This window comes from Streptomyces sp. NPDC012508, from assembly GCF_042902595.1.
Taxonomy (GTDB): domain Bacteria; phylum Actinomycetota; class Actinomycetes; order Streptomycetales; family Streptomycetaceae; genus Streptomyces.
In genome coordinates this window covers 427,606-453,238 of record NZ_JBIBEO010000005.1, presented here as the reverse complement: position 1 = coordinate 453,238, position 25,633 = coordinate 427,606, and the positions used below count along the sequence as shown (strand labels likewise).

Sequence of the window (25,633 nt, the reverse complement as noted above, 5' to 3'; positions counted from 1 at the left end):
CCGCAATCACTCGATCAAGTGAAACCTGTATGGCCGTTTCCCCTCTTTACCTGTGGCGATCTCGCCGGATCGCCAGCAGGAAAGCAGGGGGAAGATGGGCCGCCGGATCAACCTCGACCACTTTGTGCCGTCGCGACGCACGCTGCTCGGATCCGTCGCCGGCGTGACGCTGGCCGGACTCGTCGGCGGCTGCGCCACCACACCCGCCACCGTGCCTCCCGGCGACCGCGCGGGCGGAGGCGGCTCCGGAATGCCGGTGCGGCAGCTGGGCGCCGAGCCGCGGAACGGATTCGCGGAGCCCGGCGGTGCGCGGGTGATGCAGATCGTGGCCCACCCGGACGACGACCTCTTCTTCATGAACCCCGACGTGATCCACACGCTGTCGAACCGCGTGCCCGTGATCTCCGTGTACGTCACGGACGGCGGTTCCTTCGGCGTGAACGCCGTACCCGGCAGACCGAAGCCGCCCGCGAACCTACCCGCGTACGTCTCCTCACGCCAGCAGGGCCTGCGGCAGGCATACGCGCGGATGCTCGGCGCCCCCCTCTTCACCACGTGGGAGCGGACCACGCTCCCGCTGCCCGGGGGCCGGGAGGCCGAGCTCAACGTCCTGGAGCACCAGGGACGACGCGCGGAGCTGATCTTCCTCAACATACGGATGCACGCGAAGGACCGGGGCCGGCCGGTCAACATGGCCCATCTCTGGGGCACGCCCGGCGTCCGCCTCCCCACCCAGCCCACCCCCGAGTCCCCGGTCCGGGGCTCGTTCTCCTACGGTCGCGAGGACCTGGTGGGCACCCTCGTCTCCCTGCTGCGGCGCTACCGGCCCACCCTGATACGGACGCTCGACCCCGACCCCGACTCCCAGGTCCACGACAAGCGGCATCCGCGCGGCAGCGACCAGGCGGGCTACTCCGACCACCCGGACCACACCGCGACGGCGCTCTTCACCTGGCGCGCGCTGGCCGAGTGGGCCGACGGCACGGCGCGCAGCGGCAAGGCGCCCGCGTTCCAGACCGAGTCGTACCGCGGCTACTACAACCAGCGCTGGCCGCACAATCTGCCGCCCGAGACGGTCGCTCTCAAGACCGAGTACCTCAACGCCTACGGCGGCGACCCGTCCTGGGAGTGCGGCAACGCCTCCGGCTGCGGCGACTACGTGATCGGAAACGACCGGGTCCTGACGTCACGGCGCGGATGGGTCCGCAGCACCCACCGGCGCTACCCGAACGCCGGGCCCCGGGTCGTGACCGCCGAGGACGGCACCCTGACCGTGTACGCCGTGCTCGGCACCCGCCTCGCCCGCTGGACCGGCACGTCCGCCGGGGTCCTGGGCGCCCCCGAGGACCTCGGCGGCGGGCCGCTGGCACCCGCGATCTCCGTGACCACGGACGCGAAGGGGCGCCAGCTGATCTTCGCCCTGCGCTTCGCCCGGCTGGAGGGCGGCACCTCCCGCAACGTCCGCGAGATCGTCATGCTGCGGCAGCGGACGCCCGGCGGGAGGTTCGAGTCCAGCTGGGTCGGGCTCGGCAACCCCGAGAGCCGCCCCCGGCGCTCCCGGCTGACCGGTCCGCCGACCGCGGTGACCGGCTCCGACGGCCGGGTCCACGTCTTCGTACGGAACGGGGACAAGGGAGTGAGCACCCGCGTCCTCGACGAGCAGGGCACCTGGTCGCCGTGGCGGTCGCTTCCCGGCGGGTACGTCCAGGAAGGCCTCGCCGCGACGGTGGACGGCGGCGGGCTCATCCATGTCTTCGCCGCCGCGCCCGGCTGGGTGGAGCACTGGGCACAGCGCAAGCCGTCCGCCGAACTGCGCAAGGGCTCACGGCGCTTCGTCGCGAGGCCGGGGGACGTTCCGGACGCGGTGACCGCCTCGGACGGTTCCGTGCTGCTCGGATACCGGCCGGTGACGAGCGACCGCGTGATGGTCGAACGGCTCGCCGCGGGGCGGACGGGACGCTGGACGACCGTGGCGAACCCGGTCGTACCGGGCTACGGCCGGGTCAGCCTGATCGGCGGCCGCAAGCCGAGCGCGGACGGGCTGCTGATGGCGGCCGCGGCCGGGGGCGGCGAGGCCCTGGTCTACGACGTCCGCGACGGCGGAGTGGCCGAGGCCCGCGCCCGGCAGACCGCGGTCACGGTGGGCAGCCCGGCAGCGGTGCCGGCGGCCGGCGGCGCTCCTGCGGCCGTGGTCACCCTCGGCCTGACGGGCCGCCCGGTCATCACCCGCCTGCGGGACATGGCGGACAGCCAGGCGTCCTGAGGGCCCTGCCCGCCTGACGCCTTGACCCGCCCGACCCGCCTGAACGCGCAAGCGCCCCACGGCCGAAGTGGCACGTGGGGCGTGTGACGTGTGCGGCCCGGGGCCTGAACGGCGGGCGCCGCCGTGCCCCTCCGAAGGGGTACGGCGGCGCTCGTCGTTCGGACCGGCCGAGCCAGGGGGCAGGCCCCCCTAGAAGGGGTTGAAGTCGTCGAACTCGCGCTGCGCGTCGTCCCGCTCCGCCTCGCGGTCGCGGCGGCGCTGCGCGGCCGGGCGCGGGGCCTCGAGGCGGTGGTCCTCGCCGCGGCGGCCGAGCATCTCCGCGCCTGCCATCATCGTCGGCTCCCAGTCGAAGACGACCGCGTTGTCCTCGGATCCGATCGCGACGCCGTCGCCCGCGCGGGCGCCCGCCTTCATCAGGGCGTCCTCGACGCCCAGCCGGTTGAGGCGGTCGGCCAGGTAGCCGACGGCCTCGTCGTTGTTGAAGTCGGTCTGGCGGACCCAGCGCTCCGGCTTCTCGCCGCGCACCCGGTAGACGTCCTCGGCCTCGTCGTACGTGACCGTGAAGCCCGCGTCGTCGACCGCCTTCGGACGGAGGACGATCCGCGTCGACTCCTCCTTCGGCTTGGCGGCACGCGCCTTGGCGACGATGTCGGCCAGCGCGAAGGACAGCTCCTTCAGACCCGTACGGGCCACGGCCGACGCCTCGAAGACCTGGTAGCCGCGCGCCTCCAGGTCCGGGCGGATCATGTCCGCCAGATCCTGGCCGTCCGGGATGTCGATCTTGTTGAGGACGACGATGCGCGGACGGTCCTCGAGACCGCCGTACTGCTTCAGCTCTTCCTCGATGATGTCGAGGTCGGTGACCGGGTCACGGTCGGACTCCAGCGTCGCCGTGTCCAGGACGTGCACGAGCACCGAGCAGCGCTCCACATGGCGCAGGAACTCCAGGCCCAGGCCGCGGCCCTGGCTGGCGCCCGGGATCAGACCCGGCACGTCGGCGATCGTGTAGACCGTCGAACCGGCCGTGACGACGCCCAGGTTCGGGACGAGCGTGGTGAAGGGGTAGTCCGCGATCTTCGGCTTGGCGGCCGACAGGACGGAGATCAGCGAGGACTTGCCGGCGCTCGGGTAACCGACCAGCGCCACGTCGGCGACGGTCTTCAGCTCCAGGACGATGTCCCGCGCCTCACCCGGCTCGCCGAGGAGCGCGAAGCCGGGGGCCTTGCGGCGCGCGGAGGACAGCGCGGCGTTACCGAGGCCGCCGCGGCCACCCTGGCCCGCGACGAAGGTGGTGCCCTGACCGACGAGGTCGGCGAGGACGTTGCCCTGCTTGTCGAGGACGACGGTGCCGTCGGGCACGGTCAGGACGAGGTCCTGACCGTCCTTGCCGGAGCGGTTGTCGCCCGCACCGGGCTGACCGTTGGTCGCCTTGCGGTGCGGTGAGTGGTGGTACTCGAGGAGCGTGGTGATCGCCTGGTCGACGACCAGGATCACATCGCCGCCACGGCCGCCGTTGCCGCCGTCGGGGCCGCCGAGCGGCTTGAACTTCTCCCGGTGTACGGAGGCGCAGCCGTGGCCTCCGTTACCCGCGGCGACATGCAGCTCGACGCGGTCCACGAAGGTGGTCATGGTTGTGCCTCCAATTACAAGGGGTACTACGGGGTGGAATGTCTATCTAGTAACACGCGAAAGGCGGACCCGCTTCCCTGCCGGGAAGTGAGGTCCGCCTCCGCAAAAGAACCGATCAGGCGACCGGAACGATGTTCACGACCTTGCGGCCACGGTGGGTGCCGAACTGCACCGAACCGGCCTGCAGGGCGAACAGCGTGTCGTCGCCGCCACGGCCGACGCCCGAGCCCGGGTGGAAGTGGGTGCCGCGCTGGCGGATCAGGATCTCACCGGCGCTGACGACCTGACCGCCGAAGCGCTTCACGCCGAGCCGCTGAGCATTGGAATCGCGACCGTTCCGGGTGGACGATGCGCCCTTCTTGTGTGCCATCTCTCCTCAGTCCCTTACTTCGCAGCCGCGGGGATGCCGGTGACCTTGATCGCCGTGTACTGCTGGCGGTGGCCCTGGCGACGGCGGTAACCGGTCTTGTTCTTGTAGCGAAGGATGTCGATCTTCGCGCCCTTGTGGTGGTCCACGACCTCGGCCGTGACCTTGATACCGGCCAGCACCCACGGGTCGCTGGTCACGGCGTCGCCGTCGACAACGAGCAGCGTAGAGAGCTCTACGGTGTCGCCAACCTTGGCAGTGGAAATCTTGTCAACCTCAACGATGTCGCCGACAGCAACCTTGTGCTGGCGACCACCGCTGCGCACGATGGCGTACACGCGGATCTCTCTCTCACTCGGGAACGGTCCCCTGATGCCAGCCGCTCACGCGGGCCGAGGCCTGCGGTGATCCGGAAGTGGACGAGCGGCCTCTCCCGGAACCGGGAGGAGGGTGCTCAGGGGGATGGCGCGTCATACGACACGCCGACGGTCAAGGTTACGGGCCGGTGCCTCAAGGGGTCAAATTCGGTGACTTCGACCTCTGGGGCGGTGTGGGCCGTCCCGGTACGGAACGGCCCACACCGGCCGTGTCAGTCCTGCGCGGGGGCCGCCGTCTTCTTGGCGGTGGCCTTCTTCGCAGTCGTCTTCTTCGCCGCGGTCTTCTTGGCCGTCGCCGTCTTCTTGGTGGCGGCCTTCTTCGCGGTGGCCTTCTTCGCCGTCTTGCGGGCGGCCGTCTTCTTGGCCGGGGCGGAAGCCTCGGCCTCGGTCTCGGCCTCCGCGACGGGCACCTCGGCCGGGGCCGCGGCCGGGGACTCGACCACCACGACGGCGGCGTCCTCGGCACCCGCGGGCGAGCCGGCGGGAGCGGTCACCTTGCGGACGACCCGGCGGCGGGCACGCGGCGGGGCGGCCACGGGGGCCTCCTCGACGACAGGCGCGGGCGCCGGCTCGGCAGCGGGCTCGGCCTCGACGACCGGCTCCGGGGCGACCACCGGCTCGACGACCGTCTCGATCACCGTCTCCGGCGAACCGGCCGGGGCCGTCGCCTTACGGGTGGCCCGGCGGCGGCCACGCGGCGGGGCGGCCACGGGGGCCTCCTCGACGACGGGCGCGGCCTCGGCGACCGGGGCCGGGGCGGCGGGCTCGGGCTCGACGACCGGCTCGGGCTCCTCCACGACCACCGGGGCCGGGGCAGCGGCGACCGGCGGACCGGCCGGCGCGGACACCTTGCGGGTCGCGCGACGGCGGCCACGACCGCGCGTGGCGGCGGCCTCGGCCTCGGCGGCGCTGCTGTACAGCTCCTCGTCGGCGCGGAAGGGCTCCTCCACGGCCACCGGGGCGGCGATCTCCGCGGCCACCTCGGCCTCGGTCTCGACCGTCTCGGTCTCGGAGTCCGTCTCCACGACATCGACGTGCTCGTGCTCGTGGTGCTCGGCGCCGCCACGGCCACGCTTCTTCGAACGCTTGCCGCTGCCGCCGCCACCGGGGGCGGTCGGCTGCTCCATGTGCACGATGACGCCACGGCCGTTGCAGTGGACGCAGGTCTCGGAGAAGGACTCCAGGAGACCCTGACCGACCCGCTTACGGGTCATCTGGACCAGGCCCAGCGAAGTGACCTCGGCCACCTGGTGCTTGGTCCGGTCACGGCCCAGGCACTCCAGGAGGCGGCGCAGCACCAGGTCGCGGTTGGACTCCAGGACCATGTCGATGAAGTCGATGACGACGATGCCGCCCAGGTCGCGCAGGCGCAGCTGGCGCACGATCTCCTCGGCCGCTTCGAGGTTGTTCCTCGTCACGGTCTCTTCGAGGTTGCCGCCCTGACCGGTGAACTTGCCGGTGTTGACGTCGACGACGATCATCGCCTCGGTCTTGTCGATCACCAGCGAGCCACCGCTCGGCAGCCAGACCTTGCGGTCCAGCGCCTTCATCAGCTGCTCGTCGATCCGGTACGTCGCGAAGACGTCGACCTCGCTCGTCCACTTGGACAGGCGGTCGGTCAGGTCCGGGGCGACGTGGTTCACGTAGCCGTGGATGGTCTCCCAGGCGTCGTCGCCGCTGACGATGACCTTCGAGAAGTCCTCGTTGAAGATGTCGCGGACGACGCGGACGGTCATGTCCGGCTCACCGTAGAGAAGGGTCGGGGCGTTGCCGCTCTTCGCCTTCTTCTGGATGTCCTCCCACTGGGCCTGCAGACGCTCGACGTCACGGCGCAGCTCGTCCTCGCTCGCGCCCTCGGCGGCGGTGCGCACGATGACGCCCGCGTCCTCGGGGACGATCTTCTTGAGGATGGTCTTCAGCCGGGCGCGCTCGGTGTCCGGGAGCTTGCGGCTGATGCCGGTCATCGAGCCCTCGGGGACGTACACGAGGTAGCGGCCCGGCAGGGAGACCTGGCTGGTCAGACGCGCGCCCTTGTGGCCGATCGGGTCCTTCGTCACCTGGACGAGGACCGACTGGCCGGACTTGAGGGCGGTCTCGATGCGGCGCGGCCCGTTGGCCATGCCGAGCGCCTCGAAGTTGACCTCACCGGCGTACAGGACGGCGTTGCGGCCCTTGCCGATGTCGACGAACGCGGCCTCCATCGACGGCAGCACGTTCTGGACCTTGCCCAGGTAGACGTTGCCGACGTACGAGGTGGCCTGCTCCTTGTTGACGTAGTGCTCGACGAGCACGTTGTCTTCCAGGACGCCGATCTGGGTGCGCTCGCCGTTCTGGCGGACGACCATGACGCGCTCGACGGCCTCACGGCGGGCCAGGAACTCGGCCTCCGTGATGATCGGGACGCGACGGCGGCCCTGCTCGCGGCCTTCGCGGCGACGCTGCTTCTTCGCCTCCAGGCGGGTCGAGCCCTTGATGGACTGGACCTCGTCGGACGGCTCGGCCTTCTCGCGGGCCGGACGGGGCTCGCGGACCTTGACGACCGTACGGACGCCGTCCTCCTCGCCCGCCTCGGCCTCGCCGGACGCGTCACCGCTGCGGCGGCGACGACGGCGACGGCGACGCGAGCTGCTGGAACCACCGGAGGACGCACCGCCCTCGTACTCGTCGGACTCGCCCTCCTCCTCGGACTCCTCGTCCTCGGCGCGGGCCTCGTCGGACTCCTCGCTCTCCTCGGCCTCCTCGGCCTCGGCGAGCTCACCGCGGCGACGGCGACGGCCGCCACGGCGGCGACGGCGGGACGGACGGTCCCCGTACTCGTCGGACTCCTCGGCCTCGGCCTCCGCCTCGGGCTCCTCGGCCTCGACTTCGGGCTCGTCGGCGACGGTGGCCGGCACCGGCTCGACGGCGACGGGCTCGGCGGGCTCGCCCCGACGGCGACGACGGCGACGGCCGGCGGGCTCCGGACGCTCGGCCGGCTCGGCGACGGCGGCGGTCTCCTCGACCTCGACCGTCTCCTCCTCGTCCTCCTCCGGCTCCACGGCGCCGGCGGCAGCGGCCGCGGCAGCCGTCTCCGGGGTCTGGAACATGGGCTCGGTGAAGACCGGGGCCTGGAAGACGGCGACGGCGGGGCGCGCGGCGCGACGGCCGCGGGGCTCCTCCTCCGCCTTGGGGGCGGAGACCGGCTCGGCCGTGAACTGCGGCGAAGACGCGCGGCGGCGGGTACGGCCACGGGTGGCGGCCTTCTCGGCGGCGGCGACCTCCGGCTCGGCCTCCTCGGCGGTGATCTGCGCGACGGCCTCGTGCGGCAGGGTCTCGCCTCCGCCGGGGGTGACCTCGGGGCTGGTGGCCTTACGGGTCGCACGGCGACGGGTGCGCGCCGGGGCGGGCTCCTCGACAGGAGCCTCCTCCACGACAGCGGCGGCCTCGGGGGCCGCGGGGGCCTCGACGACCGGCTCGGCGACGGCCTCGGTGACCGGCTCCGGCGTGGTGGCCTTACGGGTGGCACGGCGGCGCGTACGAGCGGGGGCGGCGGGCTCCTCGACGGGGGCCTCCTCCACGACGGCGGCGGCCTCGGCCGCTGCCTCGGCGGCCGGCTCCGCGACCGGCTTGGTGGTGGTGGCCTTGCGGGTCGCACGGCGACGGGTGCGCGCCGGGGCGGGCTCCTCGACAGGAGCCTCCTCCACGACGGCGGCCTCGGGTGCCGCGGCGGCCGGCTCGGGGGCGGCGACCTTCCGCGTGGCGCGGCGGCGCGTACGGGCGGGAGCGGGCTCGGCGGCCGGCTCCGGGGTGGCGGGCGTCTCCACGACGACCTCGGCCACGGTGTCGGTGACCTCCGCCGCGACCGGCGGACCGGCGGGGCGGGAAGCCGCTCGGCGCCTGCGGCGCGGCGGCAGCTTGTCACCAGGTGCGTTGTTGTCGGTGTTCTCTTCGTGCTGTTCGAGCATGCGGGCGGTTCTCCCGTCACGCCCCCGGGCGCCGCGCCTTGTTCCGGTCCGGCGGCACGATCGCGCACAGTGCGCGGTGCCGCCGTCCGGGGCGCGGGCGCCGCACGGGAGCTGATGTCTGGCTCGCCGGTTCCGAACGCTTTCTACGTACGGCCTGGCGAAAGTCTCCTGGTCAGTGCGCTGCCCGACCCAGGTGGCTCCCGAGTACCAGGGCTGCGCTACAACGACCGCTCCCTACGCGGAACCTGCACCCTGCGCCGTCGCTGAGGCGGTCGCGGCGGCCGTGGGTGGAGCGGCCGTGACTGCCTCGCGGTCGGGCGCGAGCGGGTCGGTCACCGTGCCGGACTCCTCGTCGAAGAGCCCCTGCGCCAGCCTGGTCACCGCTGCGGGGACCGGCGGCGCCAGGTCGGCCACAGCTCGGAGACCGGACAGGACGTCGTCGGGTCGTACGGCAGGTGTCACGTGCCGAACAACCAGCCGCAGTATCGCACAGGCATTGTCCAGGGGCCTATCAGCCTCGGAACGTGCCTGTGGACGGTCCGCGACGAGGTCGGCGACGGCCGAGCGGGCGTCGAAGGTGCGGATGCCGTTCTTGGTCTTGCGCTGTACTTCCACGGTGTCGGCCGCGAGGAAGGCCGCGACGGCCTTCTCCGCGTCCTCGACGGAGACGCCGTCGAGCCGCAGCTCCCACACGGAGGCGGTGAGCCGGTCGGCGAGTCCGGAGGTCCGGGCCTCGACGGCGTCGGTGATGTCGAGGCCGTCCGGGAGCGACTCGTCGAGCAGGAGCCGCAGAGTCTCCGGATCCCGCTGCTCGGTGAGGGCGATCTCCAGGAACTCGGCCTCGGAGCCCGTACCCGTCGGGGCGGCGTTGGCGTACGACACCTTGGGGTGCGGGGTGAAGCCGGCCGAGTACGCCATGGGCACCTCGGCGCGGCGCAGCGCACGCTCGAAAGCGCGCTGGAAGTCACGATGGCTGGTGAACCGGAGGCGGCCGCGCTTGGTGTAGCGCAGTCGGATGCGCTGCACCGCCGGTGCGGGCGGCGGGCCTTCGGGCTGTCGCTTGCCCAGTGGTTCTTCTCCTCGGTGCGGGGCGGGCGCGGTGGCGCGCCGCCCACGAAATACGGGTGGCCTCTGGGGGGCCCGACCGGCTCACCCCCGCTTTCGCAGGGAGATCTCGGGTGCGGGCGCCGCGCCGGAGGCGGTTGTTGTACTACCCAGAGTACGCGCAGAGGCCACCACCGGTTCCACAGGCTCGGTCACCCGGGGTCCCCCGACCAGCGCACGCCACGCGTCCCTGCGCGCCTGCCGCACGGTCGCGCGCGCCGCGGCGAGGGCCTCCCGCGCGGCCCGCCCGGCCCCGACGGCCGCCCGCCGCACCGGCGCCCAGACCTGGTCGCGGACCCAGTGCCCCACGGGGGCGCAGACACTCCGGTAGAACCAGACGGTGGGGCGCCCGAGCAGATTCCAGGCGACCCACTTGAGGGCGCGCCCGACGGCCCGGGAGACGAACCCGGCGACCCGCCAGCAGACCCGCAGCGCGTCGACGAGCTCGCGCCCGACCGGGGTGAGGACACGGCGGTACAGCCAGACGAGTGGGACGACGATCGCGTACCGCACGACGGGCACGACGAAGTACCGCCACAACGCGACCCACGGCCACACGAAAACGGCCTTGCCGAGCAGGACGACCCCGGCCCACGCCCCGGCACCCACCACGACGAGTCCGCGCCACAGGCCCGTGAACACCCAGGCCAGACCGTGTCCGAGCGGGGTGAGGACGTGGCGGTAGAGCCAGGCGACCGGCAGCGCGATGCCGTAGCGGGCCGCCGGGACGACGACGTACTGCCACAGCCCGGCGACCAGGAACGCGACGCCGGCACCGAGCGGGGTGAGGATCCACCGGTACACCCATGCGGCGGGAACCCCGATCCCGTAGCGGGCGACCGGGACGATCACGTACCGCCACAGGGCCACCCAGGGCCACACGAACAGCGCCCTGCCCAACCAGCCGGCGGCGATGCCGAGGCCCCGCCCCACCGTGGTGACCAGCCAGGTCAGCCCGTGCCCCAGCGGAGTCAGGACCTGCCGGTACAGCCACACGGCGGGAACGACGAGCGCGTGACGCACGACCGGCAGCACGATCCGACGCCACAGCCACACCCACGGCCATACGAACAGCGCCCTCCCCAGCCAGGCCAGCGCGCGGCCCGTCGGACGCAGGACCGTGCGGTCGAGGGCGCGGGCGCAGACGACCAGCACGTCCCACACCATCCGCACAGGAACGACGATCACCAGCACCACGATCCGCACCGGAATCCTGATGACCGCCGTCAGACAGCCCTCCGGCTCGGCCGGCCGTGGCTGGGACTTCTCCATGCTCATGCCGGACATGACGCGACGGCCCGGCGAAGGGTTTCCCCTCACGCCGGGCCGTCGCCGGAGTGTTACGCGGCTACTTGACGACCGTCAGCGGCAGCAGCTTCTGACCCGTCGGGCCGATCTGGATGTGCGTGTCCATCTGCGGGCACACGCCGCAGTCGAAGCACGGTGTCCAGCGGCAGTCCTCGACCTCGGTCTCGTCGAGGGCGTCCTGCCAGTCCTCCCAGAGCCAGTCCTTGTCGAGACCGGAGTCCAGGTGGTCCCAGGGCAGGACCTCCTCGTACGTGCGCTCACGCGTGGTGTACCAGGCGACGTCGACGCCCATGGCGGGCAGCGTCTTGTCCGCGCACGCCATCCAGCGGTCGTACGAGAAGTGCTCGCGCCAGCCGTCGAAGCGGCCGCCGTCCTCGTACACCGCGCGGATGACGGCGCCGATCCGCCGGTCGCCGCGCGAGAGCAGGCCCTCGACGATGCCGGGCTTGCCGTCGTGGTAGCGGAAGCCGATCGAGCGGCCGTACTTCTTGTCGCCGCGGATCTTGTCCCGGAGCTTCTCCAGGCGCGCGTCCGTCTCCTCCGCCGACAGCTGCGGCGCCCACTGGAAGGGGGTGTGGGGCTTCGGGACGAAGCCGCCGATGGAGACCGTGCAGCGGATGTCGTTCTGGCCGGAGACCTTGCGGCCCTCGGCGATGACCTTGACCGCCATGTCGCCGATCTGGAGGACGTCCTCGTCCGTCTCGGTCGGCAGGCCGCACATGAAGTACAGCTTCACCTGGCGCCAGCCGTTGCCGTACGCCGTCGAGACGGTCCGGATCAGGTCCTCCTCCGAGACCATCTTGTTGATGACCTTGCGCATGCGCTCGGAGCCGCCCTCGGGGGCGAAGGTGAGGCCCGAACGGCGGCCGTTGCGGGTCAGCTCGTTCGCGAGGTCCACGTTGAAGGCGTCGACGCGGGTGGACGGCAGGGAGAGGCCGATCTTGTCCTCTTCGTACCGGTCCGCCAGGCCCTTCGCGATGTCACCGATCTCGGTGTGGTCCGCGGAGGAGAGGGAGAGGAGGCCGACCTCCTCGAAGCCCGTGGCCTTGAGACCCTTCTCGACCATCTCGCCGATGCCGGTGATGCTTCGCTCCCGCACGGGGCGCGTGATCATGCCGGCCTGGCAGAAACGGCAGCCGCGGGTGCAGCCGCGGAAGATCTCGACGGACATCCGCTCGTGGACCGTCTCGGCGAGCGGGACCAGCGGCTGCTTGGGGTAGGGCCACTCGTCGAGGTCCATGACGGTGTGCTTGGACACGCGCCACGGCACGCCGGAGCGGTTCGGGACGACGCGGGCGATCCGGCCGTCGGCCAGGTACTCCACGTCGTAGAAGCCCGGGATGTAGACCGATCCGGTCTTGGCGAGCCGGAGGAGGACCTCCTCGCGGCCGCCGGGGCGGCCTTCCGCCTTCCACGCGCGGATGATCTCGGTCATGTCGAGGACGGCCTGCTCGCCGTCGCCGATGATCGCCGCGTCGATGAAGTCCGCGATCGGCTCGGGGTTGAAGGCGGCGTGGCCGCCGGCGAGCACGATCGGGTGGTCGACGGTGCGGTCCTTCGACTCCAGCGGGATGCCCGCCAGGTCGAGGGCGGTCAGCATGTTGGTGTAGCCGAGCTCGGTGGAGAAGCTCAGGCCGAAGACGTCGAACGCGCCGACCGGACGGTGGCTGTCGACCGTGAACTGCGGCACGCCGTGCTCACGCATCAGCTCTTCGAGGTCCGGCCACACGCTGTACGTGCGCTCGGCCAGGACGCCCTCGCGCTCGTTCAGTACCTCGTAGAGGATCATGACGCCCTGGTTGGGCAGACCCACCTCGTACGCGTCCGGGTACATGAGCGCCCAGCGGACGTCGGCGGACTCCCACGGCTTGACCGTGGAGTTCAGCTCTCCACCGACGTACTGAATCGGCTTCTGCACGTGCGGGAGCAGAGCTTCGAGCTGCGGGAAGACAGACTCGGCAGCAGACATCTCGAACCTTCGTGAGCTGGCAGGGGGCGACTCTCAAGCGTACCCGGTGCTCAGCGGGTCAGTGCCGCCCTCAGTTCCGGGGCCGACGCCTTGGCCCAGACCTGGGGGAACTCGCGCTCGCGGTCCGTGCCGGCCGCCTCCTCCTGGCCGTGGAGGAGTCCCCAGGTGAAGGCGGACTCGCCGGCCGCGTGCGCCTGGATCGCGAGGCCGCGGAGGGTCTCGCGGGCGACGACGCTGTCCTGGTGGTCGCCGAGGAGGCTCTGGACGGCCTTCATGCGCTTGGAGAAGCGCTTGGCCGGTTTGCCGAGCGTGGGGCGGGCGGCGTCGGCGGCGTAGCGGGCGCGCTTGGCCGCCTTGCGGGCCTCGTGCATCGCGAGGTCGCGGGCGTGGCCCGGCGCTTCGGCGAGGGCGTGGTCGACGCGGCGGGCGAGGCGGTCGTAGTCCTTGAGGACCGCGCGGGCGAGGACGGGTCCCGGGGCGTCGGTGGCGGCCTTGCGGAGGGGCGGGTCCGCGAGGAGCGCGTCGAGGGTGGCGAGGAGCGCGAGGTGGCGGTCGGAGTCGAGGGCGGCGAGGGCCTTGCGGCGGGCGTCGGCGCCGGCGGCCGTGTCCCAGAGCCGCAGGCGGGCGTGGACGGGGCCGAGGAGGAGGGTGTCGGGAATGGCGTCGACGCGGGTACGCAGGCGTGCGGCGAGGACTTCCTGGTCGCGGGCGTGGCCGAGTTCTCCGGCGAGCCACTTGAGCTCGTCGCCGATGGGGTCGGTGACGGTGCGGTCGAGGACCTTCCGGTACGTCTTGCAGGCGCTGCGCAGGCGGCGGCAGGCGACTCGCATCTGGTGGACGGCGTCGGGGAGGTCGCGGCGGACGGCGGGGTCGAGGGCGATGATCGCCTCGACCTGTTCCCGTACGTAGGCGAGGACCCGGCCCCCTGCGGTGTCATCGCCCGGCCGGTCGGTCCGGGGAGGGCCGGACGCGGTTTTTTCGGCTGCGGATGCGTCGGCCTGAAGCGCGTCGGTTCCGTCGGCCGCGGATTCCGTCGTCTCCTCCAGGGCCCGCGCCAGTTTCGACGGCGCCGACGACGGGCGGATGCCCGCCTTCTTGAGGCGCTTCTCGACCGCGTCGAGGACCGCGGGGTCCACGTCGTCCGCGAGCTCGACCTCGATCTCCGTCCAGGAGGCGTCCGGGCCCTTCGGGAGGCGCTCGGCGTGGACCGTGTCGACCGAGACCTCCGCCAGCAGGGCACCCGACTCGTCCATGAGGTGCTGGACCTTCCGGGAGGAGCGGAGGCGTACGACGGGGACGACGTCCTCGTCGCGGATGCGGGAGCGCAGGAGCCCCGCCAGGGGCTTCGGGAGGGTGTCGGCGAGCGGGGCCCTGATCTCGTCGCGGATCCCGGAGGAGACCGGGAATTTGAGGTGCCAGCCCTCGTCGTCGCCGCCGGTGCGGCGGCGCAGGGTCAGGGAGTCCGCGGCCAGCCGCAGGTCGGCCGTGTCGTAGTAGACGGCGTCGAGTTCGGCGACGCCCTGGTCCACGACCGACGCGACCCCGGCCGACCGCGTCAGGTCCGGGAGTCCCGTCTTCTCGGTGGCTTCGTACTTCCGCTCGATCTCACGCTTCGTCTCCGCCATGAATCGAATCTAGACGTGAAGTGAACGGAAGGGCAGACCGCCTTGAGCCCAAGAGGTGACCAGCTGGTGACGATTCGGCCGTCCCGGCCGCTGCCGACGCGGCGGGCTATGCCGTCATCGGCCGCTGGACCCTGATCGACTGGAGCAGTCCGATCGCCACCCACACCGCGAACATCGACGAGCCTCCGTACGACACGAACGGCAGCGGCAGACCGGCCACCGGCATGATGCCGAGCGCCATGCCGATGTTCTCGAAGGACTGGAAGGCGAACCAGGCGATGATCCCGGCCGCGACGATCGTTCCGTACAGCTCCGTGGTCTCCCGGGCGATCCGGCAGGCCCGCCAGAGGATCACGCCGATCAGCAGGATGATCAGTCCGCCGCCGAGGAACCCGAGCTCCTCGCCGGCGACGCTGAAGATGAAGTCGGTCTGCTGTTCGGGTACGAACTGGCCGCTGGTCTGGTGGCCGTTGAACAGCCCCGCGCCGTAGAGCCCGCCGGAGCCGATCGCGATGCGCGCCTGGTTGGTGTTGTAGCCGACCCCCGCCGGGTCGAGCTCGGGGTTGGCGAAGGCGGCGAAGCGGTTGAGCTGGTACTCGTCGAGCAGGCCGAGCGCGGTGACCGCGACCGCGCCCGCCACGCCGGCGCCGATGAGGCCGAGGACCCAGCGGTTGGAGGCGCCGGAGGCGAGGAGCACGCCGAGGACGATCACCGCCATGACCATCACCGAGCCGAGGTCCGGCATCAGCATGACGATCGCCATGGGCAGCGCGGCGAGAGCCAGGGCCTTGGCGACAGTCCGGTGGTCGGGATACGCCTGGTCGCCGGCGTCGACCTTGGCGGCGAGCAGCACCGCCATGATCAGGATGATCGTGATCTTCACGAACTCGCTGGGCTGGAGCGAGAAGCCGCCGCCGATCACGATCCACGCGTGGGCGCCGTTGATGGTGGCGCCGAGCGGGGTGAGGACGGCGAGGATCAGCAGGATCGAGATGCCGTACAGGACCGGCACGGCGCCGCGCAGGGTGCGGTGGCCGAGCCAGATGGTGCCGATCATCAGGGCGAGCCCGATGCCGGTGTTCAGGGCGTGCCGGAAGAGGAAGTAGTACGGGTCGCCCTGGTTCAGCTCGGTTCGGCCGCGGGTGGCGGACCAGACGAGCAGGGAGCCGAGGAACGACAGCGCGAGGCTGGAGAGGAGGATCGGCCAGTCCAGCCGGCGCAGCATCGAGTCGCGGGCGGTGAGCTTGGCGATCGGACCGCGTTCGGGGGCGTAGCGGGAGACGGAGAAGCCGTGGGGTGCGGTCATCGGTCAGTCTCCCGTCCTGCCGGGCGGCGGCCCCGCGAGTGGCTGTTCTCCGTCACCCGTCCCGGAGGCGTCGACGAGCTGCGACTTGGGGTCGTACGGCTTGATGTCCGGCGCGTCGATGGAGCCGTCCGGCTGGACCTTCGGCAGCGTCTTCTGCGGCTGGGGCAGGAGGGCGCGCTTGAGGTCCTGGTTGCCCGCGTCGTCGAGGCCGTAGAGGGCGTCGTAGATGTTGCGCACGGCGGGGCCGGAGGCGCCGGAGCCCGTACCACCCTGGGAGATCGTCATGACGATCGTGTAGTCGTCGGTGTACGTGGCGAACCAGGAGGTGGTCTGCTTGCCGTAGACCTGGGCGGTACCGGTCTTGGCGCGCATCGGGATCTTGTCCTGCGGCCAGCCGCCGAACCGCCAGGCGGCGGTGCCGCCGGGCTCCACGACGGAGCGCAGGCCCTTGTCGAGGTTCTTGATCGTCTGGGCGTCGACCGGGAGCCTGCCGTGGGCCTTGGGCTTGATCTCCTTGACCGACTTGCCGTCGGGGCTGATCACGGCCTTGCCGATGGTGGGGTTATAGAGGGTGCCGCCGTTGCTGATCGCCGCGTAGGCGGTGGCCAGCTGGACGGGCGTGATGAGGACGTCGCCCTGGCCGATGGAGAAGTTGATGCTGTCGTAGGCCTTCAGCTGGTTGCCCTCGAGGCAGCTCTCATAGGCGATCTGCTCGACGTAGGTGCCTCCCTTCTTGCCCTGATCGCACCAGGCGTCCTTGTTGGCCTCCCAGAACTTCTGCTTCCACTGGCGGTCCGGGATGCGGCCCGCGACCTCGTTCGGCACGTCGATGCCGGTCTCGGAGCCGAAGCCGAAGTCACGGGCGGTCCGGTAGAACCAGTCGTGGGCGTCCTTCTTCGGCTTGAGGCCGCCGTCGCGGTTCCACTCCTGGTGGCCGAGACGGTAGAAGACGGTGTTGCAGGAGTACTTGAGGGCGTCGCCGAGGGTGATGGGGCCGTGCCCCTGGGACTCGAAGTTCGCGAAGCTCCGGTTGCCCATGCTGTAGGAGCTGCTGCAGAGGTACTTGTCGTTGAAGTCGTAGCCGGCCCGTACGGCCGCGCTCGCCGACACCACCTTGAAGACGGAGCCGGCGGGCGCCTGCCCCTGGATGGCTCGGTTGAGCAGCGGGTAGTTGGAGTCCTTGCTGGTGAGCCGGGCGTAGTCCTTGCCGGAGATGCCGCCGACCCAGGCGTTCGGGTCGTAGTCGGGCTGGGAGGCCATCGCGACGACGCGGCCCGTCCTGGACTCCATCACGACGACGGCACCGGCGTCGGCCTCGTACTTCCGGCCGGTGATCTTGTCGGTCTCGCCCCGGACCGTCTTCATCGCCTGGTGGAGTTCGTACTCGGCGACCGACTGGACCCGGGCGTCGATGCTGGTGACGAGGGTGGAGCCGGGCACGCCGGGATCGGACTGGGTCTGGCCCATGACACGGCCGACCTTGTCGACCTCGTACGACGTGACGCCGGCCTTGCCGCGCAGCTCCTTGTCGTAGGTGCGCTCGATGCCGGAGCGGCCGATCTGGTCGGAGCGCAGATACGGCGAGTCGGTGTCCTTGGCCTTCTGGATCTCCTCGTCGGTGACCGGCGAGAGGTAGCCGAGGACCTGCGCGGTGCGGGCGTCGCCGGGCGCCGTGTAGCGGCGTACGGCGGCCAGTTCGGCGGTGATGCCGGGGAAGTCCTCGGTGCTCTCCCGGATCCGCAGCGCCTGCTGCGTGGTGGCCTCGTCGGTGATCGGGATCGGCTGGTAGGGGGAACCGTTCCAGCAGGGCTGCGGGGTCTGGGAGTCGCAGAGCCGGACCTTGTCCATGACCTCCTTGGGCTCCATGCCCAGGACGCCCGCGAGGCGGGTGAGGACGCCCTTGCCGTCGTCCTTCATCTTCATCAGCTCGGTGCGGGACGCGGAGACCACGAGCCGGGTCTCGTTGTCGGCGAGCGGCACGCCGCGCGCGTCGAGGATCGAGCCGCGGACGGCGGGCTGGACGACCCGCTGGACGTGGTTGCTCTTCGCCTGGTCGGTGTACTCCTTGCCGTTGCGGATCTGGAGGTACCAGAGGCGTCCGCCGAGAGTGAGCAGGAGGGAGAAGACGAGGATCTGGATGATGACGAGACGGATCTGGACCCTGGGGGTCCGTCCGGTCTCCGGGATGTTGCTCATGCTGCCGGTGCCCCCTCGGTCACAGTCGCTTGACTCCCTTGATGCGTCCGGCGCGTGCCGCTCTCGTACGGGCGGCCTTGACGCGCAGGCCGCCGCGCTGGCTGCCGATCTGGAGGCCCGTGCCCGAGCTGAGCCAGCCGGAGGCGACGTCGGTCGCGCCACCGGAGGTGTCGGCGAGCGGGTCGTTCTCCGCGCGCCGGGCCAGCGCCATGATCAGCGGCACCGTGAAGGGCGCGAGGAGGAGGTCGTAGATCGCCGCGGTGAACAGCAGGAAGCCGAGGCCGACATGGCGGGCGGCGGTGTCGCCGACGAGGGCGCCGACACCCGCGTACAGCAGGGTCGAGCCGAGGGCCGCGGCGACGACGACGGCCATCGGGCCGCTGGCGGACTTCAGCTTGCCGTTGTCGGGACGGGCGAGTCCGGCGAGGTAGCCGATGACGCAGAGGACCAGGGCGTAGCGGCCGGCGGCGTGGTCGGCGGGCGGGGCGAGGTCGGAGAGGAGTCCGGCCCCGAAGCCGATGAGGGAGCCGCTGACCGGCCCGTACACGAGTGCGAGGCCCAGGACGGTCAGCAGGACGAGGTCGGGCACCGCGCCGGGGAGCTGGAGGCGGGCGAGGACGGAGACCTGGATGACCAGGGCGACGACGACGAGGGTGCTGGAGAGCAGGATCCGGTTGAACTTCACGTCATTCCCCCTGCTGCTCGTTCTCGGGCTTCTGCCCCGGCTGCTGTTCTCGTCCCGGCTGCTGCTGCCCCGGCTGCTGGTTCCCCGACACCCCCTGCGGCTGCTCCCCCTCGGGTGGCGGCGGGGTGACCGTGACGGTGACGGTCGGGGCCGGCTTGGGCTTGGGCGGCAGGACCATGTCGCGGGGGTTGGTGCGCGGGGCCTGGACGACGACGCCGACGATGTCGAGCTTGGAGAAGCCGACGTACGGGCGGACGTAGACGTTGCGGGTCAGACCGCCGCCCAGCGGGTCGACGCGGACGATCTCGCCGACCGGCACGCCGGGCACGAAGGGCTTGTTCGCCTGCGAGCCGAAGGTGACGAGCCGGTCTCCGGGCTTCACCTTCGCCTTGCCGTTGAGGAGCTGGACGAGGAGCGGGCCGTTGCCCTGGCCGGTGGCGAAGCCGAGCTCGTCCGAGTTCTCCATCCGGGTGCCGACGGTGAAGTCGGGGTCGTTGGCGAGCAGGACGGTCGCGGTGGAGGGCCCGACGGTGGTCACGCGGCCGACGAGACCGGAGCCGTTCAGTACGGTCATGTCCCGCTCGATGCCGTCGTTGGCGCCGGCGTCGATGGTGACGGTCCAGGAGAAGCCCTGGGCGGCTCCTATGGCGATGACCTCGGCGCCCTTGATGCCGTACTGGCCTGCGCCGGCCGTCTTGAGCAGGGTGTCCAGCTCGCGGACGCGGCTGCGGTTGCGGTCGTCGCTGCCGAGCTTGGCCTTGAGGGCGGCGTTCTCGCGCTCCAGGGCGGCGATGCGGTCGTGCCGTTCGCCGGAGTCGCGTACCGCTCCTATGGCGTTGCCGATGGGATCGACGGCGGACGCGACCCCGTTCTCGACCGGGCCGAAGACCGCTGCGGCTGCCTGCCGGGCGCCGTCGACCGGTGACTCCTCGCCGCCGCGGATGTCCACCGTGATCAGTGCGAACGCGATGGCGATCAGCAGCACCAGGAGCAGCCGGCTCTCTCGTGTGTCCCTCACGTGCGGCGGCCGTGCCTTTCCTGTCGGTTCGGTTGTTCCGTGCGGATTGTGGCGTTATATCAACGATCCTCTGTACGGGGGGTCTTGCCACCCGTACAGAGGAATCGAGGCGAATGGGTGCGCACTTGTTACCGGCGCGGCTGGGCGTCCAGGACCTGCTGGAGGGCCTCGAACTCCTCGACGCACTTGCCGGACCCCAGCGCCACGGAGTCCAGCGGGTCCTCGGCGATGTGGATGGGCATCCCGGTCTCGCGGCGCAGCCGCTCGTCCAGGCCGCGCAGCAGCGCGCCGCCACCTGTGAGAACGATGCCGCGGTCCATCACGTCACCGGAGAGCTCGGGCGGGCACTTGTCGAGCGTCGTCTTCACGGCGTCGACGATCGCGTTGACCGGCTCCTCGATGGCCTTGCGGACCTCGGCGGCCGAGATGACCACGGTCTTGGGCAGACCGGAGACGAGGTCACGGCCGCGGATCTCGGTGTGCTCGTCCTTGTCGAGGTCGTAGGCCGAGCCGATGGTGATCTTGATCTGCTCGGCGGTGCGCTCACCGAGGAGGAGCGAGTACTCCTTCTTGATGTGCTGGATGATCGCGTTGTCGAGCTCGTCGCCGGCCACCCGGATCGACTGTGCTGTGACGATTCCGCCCAGTGAGATCACGGCGACCTCGGTGGTGCCACCGCCGATGTCGACCACCATGTTGCCGGTGGCCTCGTGGACCGGGAGGCCCGAGCCGATGGCCGCGGCCATGGGCTCCTCGATGATGTGCACCTGGCGGGCGCCGGCCTGGGTCGAGGCCTCGATGACGGCGCGGCGCTCCACTCCGGTGATGCCGGAGGGCACGCAGACGACGACCCGGGGGCGGGCCAGGTAGCGGCGCTTGTGGATCTTGAGGATGAAGTAGCGGAGCATGCGCTCCGTGATCTCGAAGTCGGCGATCACACCGTCCTTCAGGGGCCGCACGGCCACGATGTTGCCGGGCGTGCGCCCGATCATCTTCTTGGCCTCGGCGCCGACTGCCAGGATGCCGCCGGTGTTGGTGTTGATAGCGACGACGGACGGCTCGTTGAGGACGATGCCGCGCCCCCTGACGTACACCAGCGTGTTGGCAGTCCCGAGGTCGATAGCCATGTCACGGCCGATGAACGACATTGAGTTCCCCTTGTTTCCCATGAGGATGCGTCGAGCCTTCCCAATCGGAGCGTTGACGGCTTCTCAGGTAGGCGAGGTGGTGGGTGTTCGAGTGCTGCGGCGTGGAGTTTTCCATCGTAGTGCCGCCCTCGCGGATACCGCGCGGTGGATCCACCTCTGTACAGGTGACGACAGGACGCAGCGATGCGTTCCCGATTGCTTCGTTCATATGCCCTGGGGCGACCGAAATTCCTTCGGTCGCCCCAGGTCGTTGCGGAGGATGGCTGACACCAGGTCAGAACGGGCCGAACCGGTCAGCCCCGGATCACGCCAGGCCGGGGAAGAAAATCTTCATTTCCCGAATGGCGGACTCCTCGGAGTCCGAGGCGTGGATCAGGTTCTCGCGGACGATGGTGCCGAAGTCGCCTCGGATGGAGCCGGGGGCGGCGGCGATCGGGTCGGTCGGGCCGGCGAGGGTCCGCAGACCCTCGATGACGCGCTCGCCCTCGACGACCAGGGCGACGACGGGGCCGGACTGCATGAAGCCCATCAGCGGCTCGTAGAAGGGCTTGCCCTTGTGCTCGCCGTAGTGCTGCTCCAGCGTCTCCTGGCTCAGCTCGCGCAGTTCGAGCGCGGAGATGGTCCAGCCCGCCTTGCGCTCGATACGGCCGATGATCTCGCCGATCAGGCCACGGCGGACGGCGTCGGGCTTGAGCAGGACGAGCGTGCGCTGGCTCACGGTGGAGACTCCTTCAAATCCGGTGTGCGGGATTCAGAGGCTACAGGGCCGCCCCGCCCGCCGATTACGCAGCGTCAGGCCCTCCCCAGCCCGCCGCGCGCCCCGCCCGGGGCTGAGGGGGAGAGCCGGGGGCTGCGGGCCGGGGGCGCGGGCCGGGCGGGGGCTGGGGGCCGGGGGTGTGGGCCGGACCGGGGGCCGGGGGCGTGGGCCGGGCCGGGGCTGGGCCGGGGGCCGGGCCCAGGGACCGGGGGAAGGCGGCGTGGGCCGGGCTGGGGGCTGGGGCCGGAGGCTCGCGGCGTGGCCCGGGCCCGGGGACCCGGGGCGTGGGCCGGGGGGCTGGAGGCGTGGGCCGGGCCGGAGGCTGGGGCCGAGGGTGGGCCGAACCGGGGGCCGGAGGCTGGGGCCGGAGTAGGGCTGCGTCGGACCGGGGGCTGGGCCGGGCAGGGCCGTGGCCGAGGCCGGCCGGGGCTGGGGCCGGGGCCCGCTTCGGCCGGGGTGCGGCTCCGGACGCGCTGGGCTCGGGCTGCACCCCAGCTCGGGCCGGGCTCGGGCCCGGCGAGGCGGCGCTACGGCGGGGGCCTGGCCCGGCGAGCCACCCGGCCGCGGCCCGGGACGCGCCGGGCTCGGGCTGGCCCCCGCTCGGGCCGGGCTCGGGCCCGGCGAGGCGGCTCGGGGGCACGCTACGGCGGGGGCCCGGCCCGGCGGGCCACCGCCGCCGCGGCTCGGGGCGCGCGCCTCCGGCCGCGACGGCGGGCTCAGCTCGCCTCTGGTTCGGGCTGGGTCTCCGCCTGGGCGGCCCAGCGGGCCTTGACCTCGTCGATCTTGGCGCCGTAGTGGCACGAGGCCCACCACAGGGCCGCGAACGTCGCGCCGAGGAAGAACATCACCGGCACGACGAAGCCGCTCGCGATCAGGGCGATCTGCAGCGCCCATCCGAGCTGGACACCACCCGGGCGGGTGATCATCCCGCACAGCAGGACCGAGAGCAGCATCGCGGCGCCGCAGACCCACCAGACCGTGGCCATCGACAGGCTGTCGTCCTTCATGGCGACGAGCCCGGCGAAGCCGATCACGAAGAACTCGCCGATCAACGTCGACGCACAGAGCGTACGCATCCGAATTCAGCGCCTTCCGAGCAGCAGCCGGGCGTCCCCGACCGTGAAGATCGAACCGGTCACGAGCACACCCGCTCCGGCGTACTCGCCCTCTTCCTCCGCGAGCGTGATGGCGGCCTCGATGGCGTCGTCCAGACGCGGCTCGACGACCACCCGGTCCTCGCCGAAGACCTCCACCGCGATCGCCGCGAGGGCGTCCACGTCCGTCGCACGCGGGCTGGAGTTCGCCGTGATCACGACCTCCGCGAAGATCGGCTCGAACGCTTCGAGCAGCCCCTTGGCGTCCTTGTCGGAGCTGGTGGAGACCACGCCGATGAGCCGGGAGAAGCCGAACGACTCGCTGACGCCGTCGGCCGTCGCCCGCGCGCCGTGCGGGTTGTGCGCCGCGTCCAGGACGACCGTCGGGGACTTGCGGACGACCTCCAGACGGCCCGGGGAGGAGACGGAGGCGAAGGCCCGCCGGACGGTGTCGATGTCCAGGGTGCGGGCGTGCTCCGCGCCGATTCCGAAGAACGCCTCGACCGCCGCCAGGGCGACCGCCGCGTTGTGCGCCTGGTGCGCGCCGTACAGCGGCAGGAAGACCTCTTCGTACTCGCCGCCGAGCCCGCGCAGCGTCAGCAGCTGGCCGCCGACCGCGACCTCGCGGGAGGCGACACCGAACTCCATGCCCTCGCGGGCCACGGTCGCGTCGACCTCGACGGCCTTCTTCAGCATCACCTGCGCCGCGTCCACCGGCTGCTGGGCCAGGATGACCGTCGCGCCCTGCTTGATGATCCCGGACTTCTCGCCGGCGATCTCACCGGGCGTCCCGCCCAGCCGGTCGGTGTGGTCCAGGTCGATCGGGGTGACGACGGCGACCTGGGCGTCGATCACGTTCGTAGCGTCCCAGGTGCCGCCCATGCCGACCTCGACGACCGCCACGTCCACCGGGGCGTCCGCGAAGGCGGCGTACGCCATTCCGGTGAGGACCTCGAAGAACGAGAGCCGGAACTCCTCGCGGGAGTCGACCAGCTCGACGTACGGCTTGACGTCCTGGTACGTCTCGATGAACCGCTCGGCGGAGATCGGGGCGCCGTCCAGGCTGATGCGCTCGGTGATGGTCTGCACGTGCGGCGAGGTGTACCGGCCGGTGCGGAGGTCGAAGGCGGCGAGAAGCGCCTCGATCAGCCGGGCCGTGGACGTCTTGCCGTTCGTGCCGGTGATGTGGATCGAGGGGTACGCGCGCTGGGGTTCGCCGAGGACGTCCATCAGTGCCGCGATACGCGTCACCGAGGGCTCCAGCTTGGTCTCGCCCCAGCGGGACGACAGCTCGGTCTCGACCTCGCGCAGCGCCCTGTCCACCTCCGGGTCGGCGGGTCGGGCGGGCACGGGGTCGCCCTGGGGCGGACCGGCCTGCGCGCGCAGCGTGCGGCTGCCTGCCTCGATCACCGCCAGGTCAGGGTCTCGGTCGGTCTCGGCGGCGACGATGTCGTCGAACTGGTCGGACTGCTCGGATTCGTCGAACTGGTCGCGGGGCTCACTCACGGGCCCAGTCTACGGAGGGGTACCGACAGGACCGTGGACCCACCCCTTTCGGGACTTTCGCCCCACCGGCGGCTCCCGCACGCCGGCGGTTCCACGCCCGGTGGCGGCTCCACGCGCGCGTGGCCGTGCCGTCGGCTACGCGGGGGCGAAGCCCGTCGGGAGCAGGGCCGTCACGGCGTACGTGGTGCCGTACCTGCCCGCGGTGAGCGTGCCGCCCATGCTCGTGACGCGCTCCTCCATGGAGAACAGGCCCGTGCCGGTCGAGACGGGCGCGGGGTCGGGCGGGGACTCGGGGAGGGCGTTGCGGACGTCGATGCGCAGGTCCTGCCCCGCCACCGCGATCGCCACCGTCACCGGCAGGCCCGGCGCGTGCTTGGCCGCGTTCGTCAGGCACTCCTGGACCACCCGGTGGACGGCCGCCTGCCGCAGCGGGGAGAGCGCCTTGGCCTCCTCGGCGACCGTGAGCTCGACCGGGTTGCCCATTCGCTCGCTCTCGTCCGCGAGCGCGGCGAGCCCTTCGAGGCCCGGGGTCGCCGCGCCGTGGTCCGCCCGGCGCACGATCGTCTCGTTCAGCATGTGGTGGGCCCGCCGCGCGGTGTCCGCGAGCTCCTCGAAGTCCTTCATGTGCGCCTCGCCACGGGCCCGTACGGCGAGCACCTCGGCGCGCACGGCGAGCACGGTCAGTTCACGCCCCACCAGATCGTGGACGTCCCGGCCGACCGAGATCCGCTCCTCCTGCACCGCCTGCCGTGCCGCGGCCTCGGCGCGCTGGGACACCAGGGCGCGCACCAGGTCCTGCCGGTACGCGGCGATGCCGACGCCGGCCGCGAGCACGCCGATGGGGACGACGAGGCTGAGGAAGTCGCTGAGCGTCTCGCCGTGCCGGGCGGGCCAGCCGGGGGTGTGGAAGAGCGCGTACGCCACGGCCACGTAGAGCACCGTGGCGGCGACGGCGACCTTACGGCCCCGGAACCGGCCCAGTGAGTACAGGGCGAACTGAATCATCGTCAGCTCGTGCAGCCAGCCCATCAGCGCGAGCGCCACGAGGTACGGGATCCAGGGCAGCCGGCGCCGCAGCACCAGCGTGGCCGCGCCGGCCGCCAGGACGAGGGTCGCGGTGACCCCGGTGAGCGAGTTGTCGGCGCGCGCGAGGCCGGGGACGTCCAGGACCATCAGGGCGAAGGCGCTGACGGCGGTGATGACGTCGAGGGCGGGCGGGGAGACGGCCCACCGGTCCACGCGGCGGCGCAGCGCGGGGAAGGTGGGGAGTCGGGACATGCCTTCCATCATCCAAGGCCCTTCGGCCCCGGGGAGCATGACCTAGGTCACAAGTCGTG

Annotated in this window: 18 protein-coding genes; 1 reads left to right on the top strand and 17 read right to left on the bottom strand. The window is 71.7% G+C overall.

Features of this window, described 5'->3' with window-relative positions; translation table 11 throughout:
* Positions 1 to 94: 94 nt before the first annotated feature.
* The gene (locus tag ACFY8U_RS19510) at positions 95 to 2,263 is read left to right on the top strand and encodes a PIG-L family deacetylase (RefSeq protein ID WP_389571671.1); all 2,169 of its coding nucleotides are present in this window, start codon (positions 95 to 97) and stop codon (positions 2,261 to 2,263) included.
* A 189-nt stretch (positions 2,264 to 2,452) separates the two neighbouring features.
* On the opposite strand, the gene obgE is transcribed toward ACFY8U_RS19510, so the two are convergent.
* The 17 genes from obgE to ACFY8U_RS19425 form a co-directional block, all read right to left on the bottom strand.
* Positions 2,453 to 3,892 carry a GTPase ObgE gene (gene obgE / locus ACFY8U_RS19505; RefSeq protein WP_389571670.1) on the bottom strand — a complete coding sequence of 480 codons (1,440 nt, stop codon included), beginning with the start codon at positions 3,890 to 3,892 and terminating at the stop codon, positions 2,453 to 2,455.
* 115 nt (positions 3,893 to 4,007) lie between these two features.
* Entirely contained in the window at positions 4,008 to 4,262 is a 255-nt protein-coding gene (gene rpmA / locus ACFY8U_RS19500) for a 50S ribosomal protein L27 (RefSeq protein ID WP_073914109.1), read from the bottom strand.
* 14 nt (positions 4,263 to 4,276) lie between these two features.
* Positions 4,277 to 4,597, bottom strand: coding sequence for a 50S ribosomal protein L21 (gene rplU / locus ACFY8U_RS19495; RefSeq protein ID WP_015033583.1), 321 nt, complete (start codon positions 4,595 to 4,597; stop codon positions 4,277 to 4,279).
* Positions 4,598 to 4,848: 251 nt separating this feature from the next.
* Positions 4,849 to 8,580, bottom strand: a complete 3,732-nt coding sequence (locus ACFY8U_RS19490) for a ribonuclease E/G (RefSeq protein WP_389571667.1) — start codon at positions 8,578 to 8,580, stop codon at positions 4,849 to 4,851.
* A gap of 234 nt (positions 8,581 to 8,814) precedes the next feature.
* Positions 8,815 to 9,606 carry a TIGR03936 family radical SAM-associated protein gene (locus ACFY8U_RS19485; protein WP_361605634.1) on the bottom strand — a complete coding sequence of 264 codons (792 nt, stop codon included), beginning with the start codon at positions 9,604 to 9,606 and terminating at the stop codon, positions 8,815 to 8,817.
* Positions 9,607 to 9,729: 123 nt separating this feature from the next.
* Entirely contained in the window at positions 9,730 to 10,962 is a 1,233-nt protein-coding gene (locus tag ACFY8U_RS19480) for a hypothetical protein (RefSeq protein ID WP_389571664.1), read from the bottom strand.
* Between the two features lie 70 nt (positions 10,963 to 11,032).
* A complete protein-coding gene (locus ACFY8U_RS19475) occupies positions 11,033 to 12,961 on the bottom strand; it encodes a TIGR03960 family B12-binding radical SAM protein (RefSeq protein WP_361644319.1) in 1,929 nt (642 codons plus the stop codon).
* 50 nt (positions 12,962 to 13,011) lie between these two features.
* Positions 13,012 to 14,586, bottom strand: a complete 1,575-nt coding sequence (locus tag ACFY8U_RS19470; protein ID WP_389571661.1) for a CHAD domain-containing protein — start codon at positions 14,584 to 14,586, stop codon at positions 13,012 to 13,014.
* 106 nt (positions 14,587 to 14,692) lie between these two features.
* Positions 14,693 to 15,892, bottom strand: a complete 1,200-nt coding sequence (gene rodA, locus ACFY8U_RS19465) for a rod shape-determining protein RodA (RefSeq protein ID WP_389571658.1) — start codon at positions 15,890 to 15,892, stop codon at positions 14,693 to 14,695.
* A gap of 3 nt (positions 15,893 to 15,895) precedes the next feature.
* Entirely contained in the window at positions 15,896 to 18,088 is a 2,193-nt protein-coding gene (mrdA, locus tag ACFY8U_RS19460) for a penicillin-binding protein 2 (RefSeq protein ID WP_389571656.1), read from the bottom strand.
* Between the two features lie 19 nt (positions 18,089 to 18,107).
* Complete coding sequence (gene mreD, locus ACFY8U_RS19455) at positions 18,108 to 18,773, bottom strand: rod shape-determining protein MreD (RefSeq protein WP_361678546.1); 666 nt, start codon at positions 18,771 to 18,773, stop codon at positions 18,108 to 18,110.
* Between the two features lies 1 nt (position 18,774).
* On the bottom strand, positions 18,775 to 19,791 hold the full coding sequence (gene mreC, locus ACFY8U_RS19450; RefSeq protein WP_389571653.1) for a rod shape-determining protein MreC: 1,017 nt from the start codon (positions 19,789 to 19,791) through the stop codon (positions 18,775 to 18,777).
* Between the two features lie 128 nt (positions 19,792 to 19,919).
* Positions 19,920 to 20,939 (bottom strand): rod shape-determining protein, encoded by a 1,020-nt coding sequence (locus ACFY8U_RS19445; RefSeq protein WP_030317599.1) that lies wholly within the window; start codon positions 20,937 to 20,939, stop codon positions 19,920 to 19,922.
* Between the two features lie 304 nt (positions 20,940 to 21,243).
* Entirely contained in the window at positions 21,244 to 21,657 is a 414-nt protein-coding gene (gene ndk, locus ACFY8U_RS19440; RefSeq protein ID WP_352187845.1) for a nucleoside-diphosphate kinase, read from the bottom strand.
* A 755-nt stretch (positions 21,658 to 22,412) separates the two neighbouring features.
* Positions 22,413 to 22,772, bottom strand: coding sequence for a DUF4233 domain-containing protein (locus ACFY8U_RS19435; RefSeq protein WP_389571649.1), 360 nt, complete (start codon positions 22,770 to 22,772; stop codon positions 22,413 to 22,415).
* A gap of 6 nt (positions 22,773 to 22,778) precedes the next feature.
* A complete protein-coding gene (locus ACFY8U_RS19430) occupies positions 22,779 to 24,296 on the bottom strand; it encodes a folylpolyglutamate synthase/dihydrofolate synthase family protein (protein WP_361435039.1) in 1,518 nt (505 codons plus the stop codon).
* 135 nt (positions 24,297 to 24,431) lie between these two features.
* Complete coding sequence (locus tag ACFY8U_RS19425) at positions 24,432 to 25,574, bottom strand: sensor histidine kinase (protein ID WP_389571646.1); 1,143 nt, start codon at positions 25,572 to 25,574, stop codon at positions 24,432 to 24,434.
* Positions 25,575 to 25,633: the final 59 nt, after the last annotated feature.

Coding starts and splice junctions, on each gene's coding strand:
- ACFY8U_RS19510 (WP_389571671.1), top strand. CDS start 95: ATGGGCCGCCGGATCAACCTCGACCACTTTGTGCCGTCGCGACGCACG.
- obgE (WP_389571670.1), bottom strand. CDS start 3,892: ATGACCACCTTCGTGGACCGCGTCGAGCTGCATGTCGCCGCGGGTAAC.
- rpmA (WP_073914109.1), bottom strand. CDS start 4,262: ATGGCACACAAGAAGGGCGCATCGTCCACCCGGAACGGTCGCGATTCC.
- ACFY8U_RS19490 (WP_389571667.1), bottom strand. CDS start 8,580: ATGCTCGAACAGCACGAAGAGAACACCGACAACAACGCACCTGGTGAC.
- ACFY8U_RS19480 (WP_389571664.1), bottom strand. CDS start 10,962: ATGAGCATGGAGAAGTCCCAGCCACGGCCGGCCGAGCCGGAGGGCTGT.
- ACFY8U_RS19475 (WP_361644319.1), bottom strand. CDS start 12,961: ATGTCTGCTGCCGAGTCTGTCTTCCCGCAGCTCGAAGCTCTGCTCCCG.
- ACFY8U_RS19470 (WP_389571661.1), bottom strand. CDS start 14,586: ATGGCGGAGACGAAGCGTGAGATCGAGCGGAAGTACGAAGCCACCGAG.
- rodA (WP_389571658.1), bottom strand. CDS start 15,892: ATGACCGCACCCCACGGCTTCTCCGTCTCCCGCTACGCCCCCGAACGC.
- mrdA (WP_389571656.1), bottom strand. CDS start 18,088: ATGAGCAACATCCCGGAGACCGGACGGACCCCCAGGGTCCAGATCCGT.
- ACFY8U_RS19445 (WP_030317599.1), bottom strand. CDS start 20,939: ATGTCGTTCATCGGCCGTGACATGGCTATCGACCTCGGGACTGCCAAC.
- ACFY8U_RS19435 (WP_389571649.1), bottom strand. CDS start 22,772: ATGCGTACGCTCTGTGCGTCGACGTTGATCGGCGAGTTCTTCGTGATC.
- ACFY8U_RS19425 (WP_389571646.1), bottom strand. CDS start 25,574: ATGTCCCGACTCCCCACCTTCCCCGCGCTGCGCCGCCGCGTGGACCGG.